This is a genomic window from Streptomyces sp. NPDC087420, assembly GCF_044744165.1.
GTDB lineage: Bacteria > Actinomycetota > Actinomycetes > Streptomycetales > Streptomycetaceae > Streptomyces.
On record NZ_JBIUXU010000008.1, the window covers coordinates 396,287 to 411,462 of the forward strand.

Sequence of the window (15,176 nt, forward strand, 5' to 3'; positions counted from 1 at the left end):
CTCTTGAACGTGTTCAAAAGCTCTTGTCGTGGACTGTAGCCTCAATTTTGAACATGTTCAAGACGAGCCGATCCAGCCGTTCGCAGCGAGTGTTGACATCGGTGTCACGGGGGCGCGGCAACAGGAGCAGACTGGAGCGATGGCATCCGTATCCCGCGATCGGGAGGGGCACGTGGAGGACGAACAGCTCCCCGTAGACATGCGCAAGCGCCTCTCCCTCCGCACGGCGCAGGTCGACCTCGCCCTCCACCACTTCGGCGTGGCCGGCGCGAGCGCGCGCGTGATCCTCGTCCTGGACGCGTCAGGCTCCATGGCGGGGCTCTACAGCCGGGGCACGGTCGCCGACCTGGTGGAGCGCGTGGCCGCCCTCGCCGCGCGCCTGGACGAGCGGGGCGGGACGCGGGCCTGGGCGTTCGCGTCGAACCCGGCGAGGCTCCCGGACGTCGACCTGGCAGGCCTGCCCGAGTGGCTGCGACTCCACGTACGCGTAGGGCAGTTCCGCCTCTTCGGCCGCCCCAGGAGGCCGCGTCGCGGGCTGCCGCCGGGTCAGACGGACATGCGGATGGTCGGCATCCAGAACGAGGAGCACAAGGCGATCGCGGCGGTCCGCGCGTACGTACGGGACAATCCGGCCCCGGTACCCACCCTGGTCCTCTTCTTCTCCGACGGCGGGATCCACCGGAACCGCGAGATCGAGGCCGAACTGCGCGCGTCCGTGGAGGAGCCGGTCTTCTGGCAGTTCGTCGGCCTTGGCCACTCCGACTACGGAGTCCTGACCCGCCTCAATACCCTCCCCGGCCGTCCGGTCGACAACGCGGCCTTCTTCACGGTGGACGACATCACCCGCACGTCGGACGCCGAACTCTACGACCGCCTGCTGTGCGCATTCCCCACCTGGCTGACGGCGGCCAACCGCGCGGGCATCGTCTGACGACGGACCCCACCTGGCCGTACCGTGAAGAAGTGACCGAACACCTTGGGGAGAAGCTTCGCCGGCTGCGGAAACTGGGCGGGCTGACGCAGGAGGAACTGGCGGAGAGGGCCGGTGTGTCCGTAGACGTCATCCGGCAACTGGAGCAGAAGCGGAAGGGATCCGCGCGGCTGCCGACCCTCCACGCGCTCTCCAAAGGGCTGGGGGTGGAACTGACGTCCCTTCTCGGCGACCCGCCCGGCGTACCGTCCAACGGGGAAAGCGATCCGCCCCAGATGGTCGCCCTCCGCCGCGCCGTCATGCCACCGCTCTTCGCCCCGCCGCCGGAGCCCAGCGGGGCCGAGACGCTGACCGTCGAGCTTCTCCGGGCCGAGATCGCGGACGCGTGGACGCTGTACCACGACGCGGAGTTCGGCCGGCTGGTGGAGATCCTGCCCGGCGTCATCGCGGACGCGCGCCAGACAGCGGGCACCGGTACCGACGACGAGCGCGCGGCGGGACGGGCGGCCCTGGGCAAAGCCCTCCAGCTGGGCGGACACCTGTCCATCCGCATGGGCAAGACGGACCTGGCCCTGGCCGCCCTGGAGCGCGCCATGACGGCCGCGGACGCCTCGTCCGACCCCTTGCTCCCCCCGATGATCGCGAACAGCGTCGCCTGGGCCTACCAGCGTCAGAACCGCCTGGACGACGCGATCGTCGTAGCCCGCCACGCGGCCGACCGCGTGAAGCGTGACCACTTCGACGACGCGGAGGGCGTCAAGGTGTGGGGTGGCCTCACGATGTCCGCCGCGACCAGCTACGCGCGCGGCAACGACTACGCACGCGCGGACGAGAAGGAGGCGGAGCGCGTCGGCAGAATGCCGGTCACCGAGGACAACCGGATGGTCAGCGTGTTCAGCAAGTCGTCGGTACGCATCGAACGCGTACGCCTGGCCGTTCAGTACGGCCGCCCGAAGGACGCGCTCGAACTGGCCAAGGGGATGCGTCTCTCGAAGGACACACCCCCGTCGTGGCGCACCTGGCTGCTGCTGGACGTGGCACGCGCCCACACGGACCTCGGCGACGCGGACGGCGCCCTCAAGGCGCTGGAGTCGCTGCGCCGCGTCGCCCCCACGTGGATGAGACACCACACCCTGGCCGTCTCCCTCGTGCAGGACCTCTGGGACCTGCCCGACCATCCCGCAGGCCTGCGCCCCCTCGCGGAATTCCTGGACGTCGCCGCCCAGCGTCGGAAAAGCGGGACGGTACGTCCGGTCGACTCGGCGATCAGTCGGCACCGACCGCGGAGCGATCCGCTCCCCGGTCAGTCGCAGGGGGGACGGGTTGCCGCACACACCGCGCCCCACCCGCGGCCCGTCACATCGAGCTGATCGAGCGCGCGTACGCGATCTGGCCCATGACCGCCTGGAACGCGCTCGGGTTGTTCGCCGGGATCATCGTCGAGTGGTGGACTCCGCCGCTCGTCACCGTCACCTGGATGAAGCCCGTGGTCGTGCGCTCCTTCATCAGCAGGAAGAGCAGGCCGATCAGGCAGAAGAGGAAGAAGACGATCGCCAGGACGATGGCGTGGGCCGGGATCTTCTCCTCCGTGCGGGACAGGTCCGTCGCGTTCCACACCGCGCCCCGCAGCGGCAGCGTCCCGGACGGGGTCACGATCGAGTCGCCGATGACCGTGATGTCGCCGATCGTCACCAGCGGCGTGCCGCCGTGGGCGGGGGAGGGGGCCATGGCCGCGCCCGGGTGCGGGTAGCCGTACGGGGGCGTGCCCTGGGGGTAGCCGTACCCCGGGGCGGGCGGGGGCGGGATCTGGCCGTCGGCGAGGGTCGGCTGGGGGAAGTCGTACTCCGGTGCGCCCGGCGGCTGGCCCGGGCCCCACTTGTACTCCCCGTCCGCGTACGGATTCGGCTCGGTCATCTCGCTCCCCGTTTCCCCTGTCGGTCTTTGAACCTGCTCTGATCCTGGCACAGAAGAGGCCCGCTTCTGTACGGAGTACGTACGGAAACGGGCCTCTTGAAGCCGTATCGCAACGACGGCCGCGAGGACGGTCGTGACGACCTCAGAAGCGACGCGTGATCAGCGCGCGCTTGACCTCCTGGATCGCCTTCGTGACCTCGATACCGCGCGGGCACGCGTCCGTGCAGTTGAACGTCGTACGGCAACGCCACACGCCGTCCTTGTCGTTGAGGATCTCCAGCCGCTGCTCGCCGGCCTCGTCGCGCGAGTCGAAGATGAAGCGGTGGGCGTTCACGATGGCCGCCGGGCCGAAGTACTGGCCGTCGTTCCAGAACACCGGGCAGGACGACGTGCACGCCGCGCACAGGATGCACTTGGTGGTGTCGTCGAAGCGCTCGCGGTCCTCGGCGGACTGGTAGCGCTCACGCGTCGGCTCGTTGCCGGTCGTGACCAGGAACGGCATCACGTCGCGGTATGCCTGGAAGAACGGGTCCATGTCGACGATCAGGTCCTTGAGGACCGTCAGGCCCTTTATGGCCTCGACCGTGATCGGCTTGGACACCCCCTCCTTGTTGGGCGAGATGATGTCCTTGATCAGCGTCTTGCACGCCAGCCGGTTCTTGCCGTTGATCCGCATCGCGTCCGAGCCGCAGATGCCGTGCGCGCACGAGCGGCGGAAGGTGAGCGACCCGTCCAGTTCCCACTTGATCTTGTGGAGACCGTCGAGGACCCGCTCCTTGGGGTCGATGTCGATCTGGAAGTCCTGCCAGGTCGACTCGGCCGAGATCTCCGGGTTGAAGCGGCGGATCCGGAAGGTGACCGTGATGAGGTGCGAGGCGGCGGAGGCCGCCTCGACCCGGTCCATGGTGGCTGTGGACATCAGTACTTACGCTCCATCGGCTGGTAGCGGGTCTGGACGACCGGCTTGTAGTCGAGACGGATGGACTCGTTGCCGTCGTCGCCGACCTCGCGGTACGCCATGGTGTGGCGCATGAAGTTCACGTCGTCGCGGTTGGGGTAGTCCTCGCGGTAGTGACCGCCGCGGGACTCCTTGCGGGCGAGCGCGGAGACCGCCATCACCTCGGCCAGGTCGAGCAGGTTGCCCAGCTCGATGGCCTCCAGCAGGTCCGTGTTGAACCGCTTGCCCTTGTCCTGGATGGACACGTTCAGGTACCGCTCGCGCAGCTCGCCGATCTTCTCGACCGCCGTCTTGATCGTCTGCTCCGTACGGAACACCATGACGTTCGCGTCCATGGTCTCCTGGAGCTCCAGGCGCAGCGCGGCGACCCGCTCCTTGCCCGTGGAGTTACGGAGGTGCTCGACCCGGTTGGCGACGAACTCCGCCGGGTTGTCGGGCAGTTCGACGAAGTCGTGCTTCGCGGCGTACTCCGCGGCGGCGATGCCGGACCGCTTGCCGAACACGTTGATGTCCAGCAGGGAGTTGGTGCCGAGGCGGTTCGCGCCGTGCACCGACACACACGCGACCTCGCCGGCCGCGTACAGGCCGGGAACGACCGTGGTGTTGTCGGCGAGGACCTCGCCCTGGACGTTGGTGGGGATGCCGCCCATGGCGTAGTGCGCGGTCGGCTGGATCGGGATCGGGTCCGTGTACGGCTCGATGCCCAGGTACGTCCGCGCGAACTCGGTGATGTCGGGCAGCTTCGCGTCCAGCTGCTCCGGCGGCAGGTGCGTGAGGTCGAGGTAGACGTGGTCGCCCTCGGGCCCGCAGCCGCGGCCCTCGCGGATCTCCGTGTAGATGGAGCGCGAGACGACGTCGCGCGAGGCGAGGTCCTTCATGACGGGCGCGTACTTCTCCATGAAGCGCTCGCCGTCCTTGTTGCGCAGGATGCCGCCCTCACCGCGGGCGCCCTCCGTGAGCAGGATGCCCATGCGCCAGATGCCCGTCGGGTGGAACTGGAAGAACTCCATGTCCTCCAGGGGCAGTCCGCGCCGGTAGCAGGCGGCCTGTCCGTCACCCGTCAGGGTGTGCGCGTTCGAGGTCACCTTGAAGAACTTGCCCGTGCCGCCGGACGCGTAGATGACCGACTTGGCCTGGAAGATGTGGATCTCACCGGTGGCCAGCTCGAAGGCGACCACCCCGGCGGACACCTTCACGCCGTCGACCTCGGCCATCAGCTGGTCGAGGACGTAGAACTCGTTGAAGAACTCCACACCCTCCTTGACGCAGTTCTGGTAGAGGGTCTGGAGGATCATGTGGCCCGTACGGTCCGCGGCGTAACAGGACCGGCGCACGGGCGCCTCGCCGTGGTTGCGGGAGTGCCCGCCGAACCGGCGCTGGTCGATGGTGCCGTCGGGCGTCCGGTTGAACGGCAGGCCCATCTTCTCCAGGTCGAGGACCGCGTCGATGGCCTCCTTCGCCAGGATCTCGGCGGCGTCCTGGTCGACCAGGTAGTCGCCGCCCTTGATCGTGTCGAAGGTGTGCCACTCCCAATTGTCCTCTTCCACGTTGGCGAGCGCGGCGGCCATGCCGCCCTGCGCCGCGCCCGTGTGGGAGCGGGTGGGATAGAGCTTCGTCAGCACGGCGGTACGGCTGCGCTTGGTCGACTCGATGGCCGCGCGCATACCGGCGCCACCGGCGCCGACGATGACTGTGTCGTACTTATGGATCTTCATGAGAGTCTCGTCAGCCCCGGTTTAACGGATGTTCGGGTCGAAGGTGAAGATCACCAGCGAGCCGAGGAAGATGGTGAACACCGTCGCGGTGTACAGGAGGCCCTTGAGCCACAGGCGCGTGGTCGTGCGCTCCGCGTAGTCGTTGATGACGGTGCGCAGGCCGTTCCCGCCGTGCAGCATCGCCAGCCACAGCATCAGCAGGTCCCAGATCTGCCAGAACGGGGACGCCCAGCGACCGGCGACGAACGCGAAGCCGATCTTGGTCACCCCGCCGTCCAGGACGAGCTGGATGACCAGGTGGCCGATGACCAGGACGACCAGCACGACGCCGGACAGCCGCATGAAGAGCCACGCGGCCATCTCGAAGTTGCCGCGGGTCGACTTGGGGGTCTTCCCGGTGCGCTGGCGCGGGGCCTCGATGAGCGGCGCCGGGTTGTCGGCGTCGTACAGGCTCGCGCCCTCGACGGGACTGATCGAGGCGGTGGTGTCAGCTGACATGGGTGGCACTCCCGAAGACTTCGCGTACGGCATGGCCGAGCACGGGATAGAGGGCGCCCACCATCAGGACCACCCAGATGCCGACGGCGGTCCAGAGCATCTGCTTCTGGTAACGGGGGCCCTTGGACCAGAAGTCCACGGCGATGACGCGCAGGCCGTTGAGCGCGTGGAAGAGAATGGCGGCCACGAGGCCGTACTCGAGCAGCGCGACGACCGGGTTCTTATAGGTGGCCACGACGTCGTCGTACGCCTCCGGGGAGACACGGACGAGCGAGGTGTCCAGCACGTGTACGAACAGGAAGAAGAAGATGAGGACGCCGGTGACTCGATGAGCCACCCAGGACCACATTCCTTCCCGGCCGCGGTACAGCGTTCCAGCCGGCACGGAAAAACCCTCCGGGAGCAAGGATCGGGGCCGGCCGCCATCTTCTACTCAATCAAGCACAGTGGTGTCGGTCGTACCCGGCCGGGTACGGTCCACCGGCCCCGGCCATCGTAGCGACGTATTTTCCGTGTCCTCGCCCGGGGTGCGCAGGTGTGATCAAACACCCAATCAAACGGCCACGGACGGGCTATCGGGGCAGGCCGATTTATTGGATACTGTATGCACATTCTCGCTGGATTCCCGCGGCCGGGCGATCAGCGCCGCAATTCGGGACCGTACGAGCCGGCGCAATTCATCGGCCGACACGGCCCGTTCGTGGTCGGGGTCGTGGGACAGGCGCGTACGGATCCCGCTCAGGACCTGGTCGAGGCGCTCCTCGGGGGCGTATCCGTCGAGGCTGATGACAAACGCGTGCCCGAAGCTGCTCTCGTACGCGGCGTGCGCGGCGCGCAGGGCGGTGCGCGCGGCCGGGGGCGCGCTGTGGAGCGGGCCGGGCGACGACTCGGCGGCGAGCGCCTCGGTCAGGTCGGCGTGCGAGAGGTCGTAACTGGCCTCGTCGGCCGCCGCGAACAGGGCGTCGAGGTCCGGATAGGGGCGGTGGGCGGCGAGCCGCTGGGCCCACCGGCGATTTCCGCAGCAGGTGAGCAGGGCGGCTTCGGCGTCACCGGCCGGGGCGGCGTTGAACCGGTGGAGGTCGTCGCGGGGGCCGGCGTGGGATGCGCTGGACAGCGTGGGCTCCTCGAACGCGGCCTGGAGGCGGGCGGCCTGACGGCATACGCATGAGCAGAGGCAAGGGCGGGTGCGGGGAGAGCGGGGTCGGGCGTGGGGAGACGGTCAGCGAGAAACAGGTCGTAGAGACAGACGTACGAAAGGGCGCGGTGGTTGTGCGGGAGGGGCGTGAAGTGGAAGTGGGGGATGTGCCCCCACGCTATCGACGGCCGGTGCGAAGAGTGGGACGGATGCGCGATTTTCACTCGGAAGGAAGAGTTTCGGCGCGCGTGATGGACGCCACCGTGGGACCTTCGGCTTAGATCTGGCCAAAGCGGGAGGTTTTCGGATGATACGGATAGCGCGAATGGCGCGGTTCGCGCGGCCGGCCCGGTCGGCGCGGTCGGCCCGGTCGGTTCCGTCGATACGGAGGAAGCGCGGCGCCCTGGCCGCCGGCGTGGCGGTATCGGTCGCTGCCGTCACCGTGGCGGGCTGCGGCTCCGGCAGCTCAGGCTCCGGTTCGTCCTCCGGGGCCCGTACGCCGTCGGCGTCGGCGCCCTCCCCGTCCGCCGCCTCCTCTTCCTCGTCCGTGGAACGCACCTCCGCCAGCTCCACGGCCCCGCCGTCCCCCTCCCGTACCTTCGCGCTCTCCTCGGCGCCCCGCGTCATCCCCTCCGTCCGGTCGCACGATGCGGCCCGCGGACCCGGCTGGCGGCCCGGCGCGAAGAGCGGGGTGGTCATCGCCACCGGCCGCGCGAGCGCCGGACTGGCCGACGAGGGCCGCCTGATCGCCCAGGAACTCAAGATCGGCTACCGGGGCGCGGTCGCCGCCCGTTCCGGCGACGTCGTCCTCGCCGTGTCGGGCAAGGGCGCGGCGGAGTCGTACACCGCGACCGTACGGAACAACCAGGTCCGGATCACCGGTCCCGGCCAGGCCGGGGTGTTCTACGGCACCCGCACCCTCAAGCAGTCGGTACGCGCGAGCGGCGCGATGCCGGAAGGGGTCGTACGGGACCGGCCCGACCGCGCCCAGCGCGGGCTGAACGTCGACATCGCGCGGAAGTTCTACACCGTGGGCTGGATCGAGGACCGGCTGCGCGAGATGGCGGACCTCAAGCTCAACCAGCTGGGCCTGCACTTCTCGGACGACCAGGGCTTCCGGATCGCCTCCACCACGCACCCCGAGATCGTCTCCGCGCAACACCTGACCAAGGGCCAGGTCCAGCGGATCCTCGCCCTCGCCGCCCGGCTGCACATCACCGTCGTCCCGGAGATCGACAACCCGGGCCACCTCGGCGCGGTGATCGCCCCGCACCCCTCGCTCCAGCTGCGCAACGTCAACGGGGTGGCCGCGCGCGGGGCCATCGACATCGCGCAGACCGCGTCCGCGCGGATCATCGACGACCTGCTGCGGGAGTACGCCGGGCTCTTCAAGGGGAAGATCTGGAACCTCGGCGCGGACGAATACCCGGCGCTGATGGTCTCGAACCCCCAGGCGTCGTTCCCGAATCTGGCCACCGCCGCCCGGCAGCGGTTCGGCGCGAACGCGCGCGTCCAGGACCTGACGACCGGCTGGACGAACGACCGGGCCGCCGTGATGGCCCCCTTCAAGCGCACGCTGCGGGTGTGGAACGACGGCATCTTCAGCGGCGGAGTCGTACAGGCGAACCCGAATCTGGAGGTCCAGTACTGGACGGGCCGCGAGATCGGGGCGCGCCCGCCGCTGGACTACCTGAACGCCGGGCGCAAGCTCGTCAACTTCAACGACGAATACCTGTATTACGTGCTGGGCCAGCCGAACAACTTCATCTACCCGACGGGGCAGCGGATCTACGAGGAGTGGACCCCGTTCGTCCTGCGGGGGACCACGGCGGTGCCGGCGCGGTTCTCGAAGCAGATCCTGGGCGGACTGCTCGCGATCTGGGGGGACTTCCCCAACGCGCAGACGCAGGACCAGGTGGCGCGGGGCATCAGGCTGCCGCTGAACGCGGTGGCGCAGAAGGTGTGGAACCCGGTGCGGCCGGCGCTGAGCTGGAACGGGTTCAAGACGCTGGCGGGTCAGGTGGGCACGGGCTGAGGGGGCGGCCGGGCCCGGCCGGATTCGTACGGCGCCGAATCGTTCCTCCGCCCGTACACCCCGCCAAGGGGTGCGGACATAACAGAACTTACTGTCATAACACCCCGACTCCCCAGACTCCAGGGTGACGTATTCCAGCCGTTCGGCGCAGTACTGGGCAGCAGTGGTCAGTACCGCGTCCACGACGGGAGACGTACATGAGCCTGGTGAAGCTGATCGCACAAGCCGATGAGCGCGGCCTGGCCGCGAGCGGGCTCGCCTGCCTCGACCGGTGTCTTCCCCTGCTCGCCGAGGAGCCGGACACCCTGCGACCGCTGTGGGCGGGCATCGTCAGCGGCGAGGGGGACTGGTCCGCGCGGCTGACCGAGACCAGGGACGTCCTGGACCAGGCCCTCGATGCCGGGGCCACGCCGAACGTCGCCACCGTGCTCGTACGGACCATGCTCGGTTCCGCGCCCTCGGACTGGGGGATCGAGTCGCTGCGCACCTGGGCCGACACCTGCTCCGTGGTCGCGCTGGAGATCCACCAGCGCTTCGACGTGGTGGGCGAGAACGTGAGCGCCGCCGCCGAGGAACGCCTGGCCCGCTGCCGCGAGGACGGCACGGGCGCGGACGGCGACGGTACGGACCCGGCCCTCGACGGCGTCGGCCCCCTCGTCGCGGGCGAACTGCGCCGCCAGATCCGCATCCTGGAAATCCTCGCCGACACCACGGACCCGGCGGCCCTGCGCCACGTCATGGACCTGTCGACAGAAGGCCAGCGAGTGCTGCGCGCGGTCGTCTCCCGCCGAGCCAGGTCCCGCGGCTGACCCGACGCGCGCCGCGCATCGGGGTCGAGGAGTATGTCGCGCGGGACCGGCGTTGGCGCCCTCGCGCCTCCGTGATTCCTCTATCGCAAAGATAGATCCCGGTCAACTTTAATTGAGGATTTCGCGTATCGAAGAGATTTTCGAGATGGCCCCATGGTGGCCCTGTCTCGCTAATCGGCGCGTATTCGTTTTTCTAACCAGAACCCAGACGTATATTTTTCGACACTTGAGTGCCATCGGTGATCGATAATGAAATATTATGATCGTTGGCTCTTTTTGGCTCTGGGCGGGCTTAAAGCTGTGGCAGGGTGGGATTTCCAAACGCCGCAGAATGAGCGAAAGAGGCACTTGGGTGAACTACCCCGCAAAGACTGACCCTTTCCCCTCCCCGGTTTCGGCGGAACGGCAACGTGTTTGGGTCGATGCTGCCCTAGCCACACCCGGCGTCAATACACCGCGCGCGGCTCTGGAGAACGCCGCCGTTTTCTTGGTCGATCCAGAAGGCACCCTGACCGACCAGAACGCTCCCGGCGACCGCACGCTCCGAGAAGGAGCCCTGCGAAGAGTGCGAACCGACGCGGGCGAAATGCTGATGGTCGAGGTCCACTTGCATGGGGTGGCCGGAATCGTCTGGGAACACAACGAGCGAATCAGTTCCCTCTGGCACTCTACAGCAGACCCCGCAGTTGGCAGTAGGACTCAGCGTTCACTTACCAGGGTGTTCCCTTGGGCTCGAGAGGGAAAAGATGTAAACGGCCAGTCCTATGCGGCCCTGATGAGCTATTCCCCCACTCGCGAGTGGCTGATGGCAAACGTGGAAGAGGCGTCCGACGAGCTGGACCGGCGAGATGGTCTGCGCTCCTATGATTTGAAGGAGGACCTGGTCCTCAATGGTCAACAAGAACCAGGTATGTTTCTCCCTCAACTCCACCGCCTCCAAGAAGAGCCTCCGCTCAACGATGACGGAAACCCCGCATACCCTGCCGAGTACGTGGGCTGGATGGCCGTTCGCGGAAATAACCGCACCAAGCGGCGCCAGGACATTTTCGGGCTGACGTCCGCTGAGGTTCTGGCCGGTGTCCCGGCGACAAAACTGGGTTTGAGCGGTGACGAGATCTTCTTCGACGCTCATACCTGGCTCGGCAAGCTGTCGGAACGCCTCAACCGGGAGCGTGCGGCGGCAGAGCGTGACGGCGACGAGGAAGACGCTGCGCGGCGCGCGACAAACGTGGCCGTCGTATCAGCTCATCTAGTGATTGGCTCACCAACGCCGGAGCGGATCTACCGGATCGTGCAGATGAGCAATCGTCGTGACCACGTTCACCCGCCTCTTGAGTTCGTTCCCAACGATCGCGGCCGGGCTCTGGGACGCAGCGTGCTCGGTGTGTACGTGGCCGAGGGGGTACTCGATGAGAAGGAATCTCAAATCCTCTCGGGACTGGCGCCCATCACGGACCTGCCTTCTCTCCCGGAGGACGCCACGATCGCGGAGCTTCGAGACCTCCGCTCCATGATGATCCTGCGAGAGCTTTTTCCGTCCGATCCGCACAAGAAACTGTTACTCCGTCGCGCTCTCAGTGAATCTCCTCCGTCGCAGCTCAGTAGTCCGGAGATCAACAGGCGGGCCCGCGCGTGGTCCGCTCTCACCTCGGAGAGTTACCCAGCCCCCTGGAATCCGCGTATCGCGGAGGTGTTCAACGCCGGGAGCGTCCGGGCCGGGCTCGAATTCTCCGGGCGTCCGCTGAGGGAGCTGCTGGCCGCTGCGGATTCGGACGACGAGGCATTCGAAGAGCTGGTGGCCTACAGGGCCGCGCACTGGCTGGCTGCTTTCGACATCATCGATGCCGATCGAGGGTCACTGGCCGGCCAAAAGACGGATGACGACGACGGAGCCAAAGCCGCGCGCGTCCGGCGTACGGTGAAGAACCACCTCAACGCCCTGCGGAACAACCGGGGCATGGCTGTGGCATTGCTCCGCGAACTGGCCGACGCCATGAACGACGGGGACCGAAAGCCTCGTCGGGTCAGCCGTTCCGGAAATTTGCTCATCGAGGATATGAACACAGCCTGGTTCGACCGAGAATTCCCGAAGGAGTCCGGAAAGCGACAGCAGAAGGTCCCCGCACCCCGGCAGAGTCAGAATTCCCCCCCGCCGCGGCCGCCGTCCGGCGGAGGCACCAACGAGGATCAGAGTGCGCCCGCGCCTTCGGAGCGCTCACCGTTGGTGGTGCCCGCGAACGGATCGAGTCCATCCGCACTCGCCTTACCGTTTCCGGCCATGTCGGAAACAGTCGAGTCGGCCGGTGAGCAGAGCCATCCTTCTGGGCCGGTACCAGCACCCGCTGTGCCTGTTCCCGGACATTCCGAAATCAGCTTGGGGGAATTGGTCGACAAAGCGGATCTCCTGACGAGGAATCTGCTGGAGGTCGCACGGCGCGCCCAGGAGGTGTTCGGCATGCTGCCGTCCCTGGCAGCGAAGGAAGGTGTAGCACGCCCGCTGGCGAACCGGGCGGGAAGCGACGTCATGCGGAACCTCGCGGAGGCGGTCCAGGAAGTCCGCGCTCTGCGCGAGGCCGGCGAGGACCTGGGAGGGCGAGCGGACCTGTAGGGGACGCCGGAGGATCTGCCGGAACGACGACCGGGACCGCCACCCCCCACAGGAGAGGCCCCGGCCGTCGTCCGCGGAGCCGCAGCACGGCCCCGTACTCCTACCAGCGCCATGGGTGCGTTTTCTGTCACACCGCATACCGCCAGGAAGTTGTTGCAGGTTGTACAAGTTATGGACGCGGGCCCCGGGCAGGCCGTAGCGTGCCGCACAGCGTGGGTCGACGCGGTGATGACCGGCCGCGATTTCAGGACAGGTTGTGGGAGTGCTGGGGGACGACGCGGAGCTGACCACCGCGGTGCTCGCGGCACAGGACGGGGACGAGAACGCCTTCCGTACTGTGTACCGCGCCGTGCACCCGCGGTTGCTGGGCTACATACGCACGCTCGTCGGCGATCTCGACGCCGAGGACGTGACGTCCGAGGCCTGGCTCCAGATCGCCCGCGACCTCGACCGTTTCGACGGTGACGCCGACCGTTTCCGCGGCTGGGCCGCCAGGATCGCCCGTAACCGCGCCCTCGACCACATCCGGATGCGCGGCCGCCGGCCCGCCGTCGGCGGGGACGAGACGGAACTGACCGGGCAGCCCGCCGAGTCGGACACCGCGGACGAGGCGATGGAAGCCCTGTCCACCGGCCGGACGATGGCCCTCATCGCCCAACTTCCCCAGGACCAGGCCGAGGCCGTGGTGCTGCGGGTTGTTGTCGGGCTCGACGCGAAGAGCGCCGCCCTGACCCTCGGCAAGCGGCCCGGGGCCGTACGGACCGCCGCGCACCGCGGGCTCAAGCGGCTCGCCGAACTGCTGGGCGCCGAGGAGGCCGACGGCATCGACGAGTTGGTGGGGCGAGGGCGGGGCGAGGGTGGGGGTGGTGGCGCGGTCGGCGGGCGGCGTTGTGAACCCGTCGCAGAAACCGCTTACCCCCGGAGCGGTGCCACGGCCGACGGCGCGATCGGTGCCGCCACCCGTACGACCGGGCGCGGCGCCGCAGGTCAGAGCGCGGGGCTCGGTATCGTCCCGCCGCAGCGCGGCAAACGGACGGGAGCTGCGGCGTCCGCGGGTGTGACGCATTCGCGCCTGCGGACGCTGAAAGACATGTGATGGCCGACGGGCGTGACCAGTGGCTCGACAAGGACGTGGCGGAAAGACTCCTGCGCGGTGAGCGGGTCGAGGCGGTAGACGGCCTCGATGAGGTCAGAGCGAAACGGCTTTCCGACACCCTGCGGGACATGGCGGACGTCACGTACGCAAACGATGCCGAACTCCCCGGGGAGGCCGCCGCGCTGGCCGCGTACCGCCGGGCCGCCGCGGCGCGGGCGGGCGGCGCCGGCGCGGTCGGGCCGCGTGCCGCTTCCCGCCCCGGCCCCGGTCCGGCGCTCGGGGCCGAGGCGTCCGCCGGGGCCGAGCCGTCCCTCGGAGGCGCGGCGGTTCAGGATCTGCCGGGGCCGACGGTACGGCTGGCTCCCGTGTCCGGACCCGAACGCGGGGTGCGGTACGGCGGCCCCCTGCGGATGAGCCTCGTCGCGACCCTCGCCGCCTGCGCCCTGGGCGGGATGGCCCTGGCGGACGGCGGGGGCGTACTGCACGCCGATCCCGGCAGCGGCCGGCACTGGGGCCAGGCGGAATCGGAAGCGGAGTCGCCGGAGTCGCCCCACCCGCTCGCCTCCGGCCGGTCCGACGGCGCCGGCGCGATGGGCGGCGGTTCCGGCCCGACCACCCCCGAGGCCTCGATGTCCCAAGGCGTCGCCACCGCGGAGGCGGAGGGCGAGAGCACCCACAGCGGCGAGGGCGCGGAGGAACCGATCGGCCCGGTGGGCAAGCATCACGACTGGTCCGTGGGAGCCCCTCGCGTCGAGGATTCCGCCTGGTACAGCAGGACGGTCGCCGCCTGCCTCGCCTACCGCGACGGTGAGATCGACCAGGCGCGCAAGGACCAGCTGGACCGGGCCGCCAAGAACCCCGCGCAGGCCCGGCGCTTCTGCGACTGGCTGCTGGAGGTCAAGGCCGCGAGGGACGGCGGCGGCAACGCGGACGGTGGCGGCAAGACCGGCAGCGGTACGGGAGAAGGCGGCGGTGCCGGCGACGGCAACGGCCAGGGAAACGGCAACGGCAACGGCGGCGGTCCCGTCGACGGTGCGCCGGGCGAGCCCACCGTCCATCCGTACGAACCCCACGTCCCCACGCACCCACCGACGTTGGGCCCCGGCTCGCCCACTCCGCCGCCCGAACCTCCCGAGACACCCGCGGACCCGTCCGCCACCCCCACCCCCACCTCGATCCCCTCGGAGACGCCGGCCCCTTCCGAACAGCTCTGACCTGCACGTTCTCCTGATCAACGATCAGGTGTGACGTTTTCGCGCGCCCCGGCGCAGTACTAGGTGAGCCGACTGGTCATCGGCCGCGCAACGAGCCGGGGTTCCCCCCGTACCTTCGGCTCAGCGCATCGGCGCGGGGGGGGCCCCGTGCCCCCCCCCCCCCCCCCCCCCACCCCTTTGGCCAAAACCCGCGGGCCCCCATAGCGCCGAAACCGGGGCCCCACTCGCGGGTGGGGGTGGTGGGGGGGGGGGGTTGGCACAAT

General features: G+C 68.8%; 12 protein-coding genes and 1 pseudogene. 7 read left to right on the forward strand and 6 right to left on the reverse strand.

The window, feature by feature from the left end; translation table 11 throughout:
* Window positions 1–178: 178 nt before the first annotated feature.
* Both ACIO1C_RS19250 and ACIO1C_RS19255 read left to right on the forward strand, forming a co-directional pair.
* Window positions 179–931: pseudogene (locus ACIO1C_RS19250) on the forward strand (vWA domain-containing protein); the annotation flags it as partial.
* A gap of 32 nt (window positions 932–963) precedes the next feature.
* The gene (locus ACIO1C_RS19255; protein ID WP_401864920.1) at window positions 964–2,301 is read left to right on the forward strand and encodes a helix-turn-helix domain-containing protein; all 1,338 of its coding nucleotides are present in this window, start codon (window positions 964–966) and stop codon (window positions 2,299–2,301) included.
* Here the strand turns inward: ACIO1C_RS19255 and ACIO1C_RS19260 are convergent.
* The 6 genes from ACIO1C_RS19260 to ACIO1C_RS19285 all read right to left on the reverse strand — a co-directional run bounded on the left by ACIO1C_RS19260 (window position 2,288) and on the right by ACIO1C_RS19285 (window position 7,130).
* On the reverse strand, window positions 2,288–2,845 hold the full coding sequence (locus ACIO1C_RS19260; protein WP_401864923.1) for a hypothetical protein: 558 nt from the start codon (window positions 2,843–2,845) through the stop codon (window positions 2,288–2,290). The two genes, ACIO1C_RS19255 and ACIO1C_RS19260, sit on opposite strands and share 14 nt — an antisense overlap.
* 142 nt (window positions 2,846–2,987) lie before the next feature.
* Entirely contained in the window at window positions 2,988–3,764 is a 777-nt protein-coding gene (locus tag ACIO1C_RS19265) for a succinate dehydrogenase iron-sulfur subunit (protein WP_401864926.1), read from the reverse strand.
* Window positions 3,764–5,518 carry a succinate dehydrogenase flavoprotein subunit gene (sdhA, locus tag ACIO1C_RS19270; RefSeq protein ID WP_167028208.1) on the reverse strand — a complete coding sequence of 585 codons (1,755 nt, stop codon included), beginning with the start codon at window positions 5,516–5,518 and terminating at the stop codon, window positions 3,764–3,766. The genes ACIO1C_RS19265 and sdhA overlap by 1 nt, the downstream gene beginning before the upstream one ends.
* 21 nt (window positions 5,519–5,539) lie before the next feature.
* Window positions 5,540–6,016: a succinate dehydrogenase hydrophobic membrane anchor subunit gene (locus ACIO1C_RS19275; RefSeq protein WP_401864929.1), complete on the reverse strand. Its 477-nt coding sequence runs from the start codon at window positions 6,014–6,016 to the stop codon at window positions 5,540–5,542.
* Window positions 6,006–6,401 carry a succinate dehydrogenase, cytochrome b556 subunit gene (gene sdhC, locus ACIO1C_RS19280; protein ID WP_161310142.1) on the reverse strand — a complete coding sequence of 132 codons (396 nt, stop codon included), beginning with the start codon at window positions 6,399–6,401 and terminating at the stop codon, window positions 6,006–6,008. The genes ACIO1C_RS19275 and sdhC overlap by 11 nt, the downstream gene beginning before the upstream one ends.
* 168 nt (window positions 6,402–6,569) lie before the next feature.
* Entirely contained in the window at window positions 6,570–7,130 is a 561-nt protein-coding gene (locus ACIO1C_RS19285; RefSeq protein ID WP_401865098.1) for a 2-oxo-4-hydroxy-4-carboxy-5-ureidoimidazoline decarboxylase, read from the reverse strand.
* 346 nt (window positions 7,131–7,476) lie between these two features.
* Between ACIO1C_RS19285 and ACIO1C_RS19290 the strand changes: the two genes are divergently transcribed.
* The 5 genes from ACIO1C_RS19290 to ACIO1C_RS19310 all read left to right on the forward strand — a co-directional run bounded on the left by ACIO1C_RS19290 (window position 7,477) and on the right by ACIO1C_RS19310 (window position 14,913).
* Window positions 7,477–9,186 carry a glycoside hydrolase family 20 protein gene (locus tag ACIO1C_RS19290; RefSeq protein WP_401864931.1) on the forward strand — a complete coding sequence of 570 codons (1,710 nt, stop codon included), beginning with the start codon at window positions 7,477–7,479 and terminating at the stop codon, window positions 9,184–9,186.
* Between the two features lie 197 nt (window positions 9,187–9,383).
* The gene (locus tag ACIO1C_RS19295; RefSeq protein ID WP_401864934.1) at window positions 9,384–9,995 is read left to right on the forward strand and encodes a hypothetical protein; all 612 of its coding nucleotides are present in this window, start codon (window positions 9,384–9,386) and stop codon (window positions 9,993–9,995) included.
* 352 nt (window positions 9,996–10,347) lie between these two features.
* Window positions 10,348–12,603 carry a hypothetical protein gene (locus tag ACIO1C_RS19300; RefSeq protein WP_401864937.1) on the forward strand — a complete coding sequence of 752 codons (2,256 nt, stop codon included), beginning with the start codon at window positions 10,348–10,350 and terminating at the stop codon, window positions 12,601–12,603.
* A gap of 262 nt (window positions 12,604–12,865) precedes the next feature.
* Window positions 12,866–13,699, forward strand: coding sequence for an RNA polymerase sigma factor (locus ACIO1C_RS19305; RefSeq protein WP_401865101.1), 834 nt, complete (start codon window positions 12,866–12,868; stop codon window positions 13,697–13,699).
* On the forward strand, window positions 13,699–14,913 hold the full coding sequence (locus tag ACIO1C_RS19310; RefSeq protein ID WP_401864940.1) for a hypothetical protein: 1,215 nt from the start codon (window positions 13,699–13,701) through the stop codon (window positions 14,911–14,913). The genes ACIO1C_RS19305 and ACIO1C_RS19310 overlap by 1 nt, the downstream gene beginning before the upstream one ends.
* The last annotated feature ends 263 nt before the right edge of the window (window positions 14,914–15,176 follow it).

Coding starts and splice junctions, on each gene's coding strand:
- ACIO1C_RS19260 (WP_401864923.1), bottom strand. CDS start 2,845: ATGACCGAGCCGAATCCGTACGCGGACGGGGAGTACAAGTGGGGCCCG.
- ACIO1C_RS19265 (WP_401864926.1), bottom strand. CDS start 3,764: ATGTCCACAGCCACCATGGACCGGGTCGAGGCGGCCTCCGCCGCCTCG.
- sdhA (WP_167028208.1), bottom strand. CDS start 5,518: ATGAAGATCCATAAGTACGACACAGTCATCGTCGGCGCCGGTGGCGCC.
- ACIO1C_RS19275 (WP_401864929.1), bottom strand. CDS start 6,016: ATGTCAGCTGACACCACCGCCTCGATCAGTCCCGTCGAGGGCGCGAGC.
- ACIO1C_RS19290 (WP_401864931.1), top strand. CDS start 7,477: ATGGCGCGGTTCGCGCGGCCGGCCCGGTCGGCGCGGTCGGCCCGGTCG.
- ACIO1C_RS19295 (WP_401864934.1), top strand. CDS start 9,384: ATGAGCCTGGTGAAGCTGATCGCACAAGCCGATGAGCGCGGCCTGGCC.
- ACIO1C_RS19310 (WP_401864940.1), top strand. CDS start 13,699: ATGGCCGACGGGCGTGACCAGTGGCTCGACAAGGACGTGGCGGAAAGA.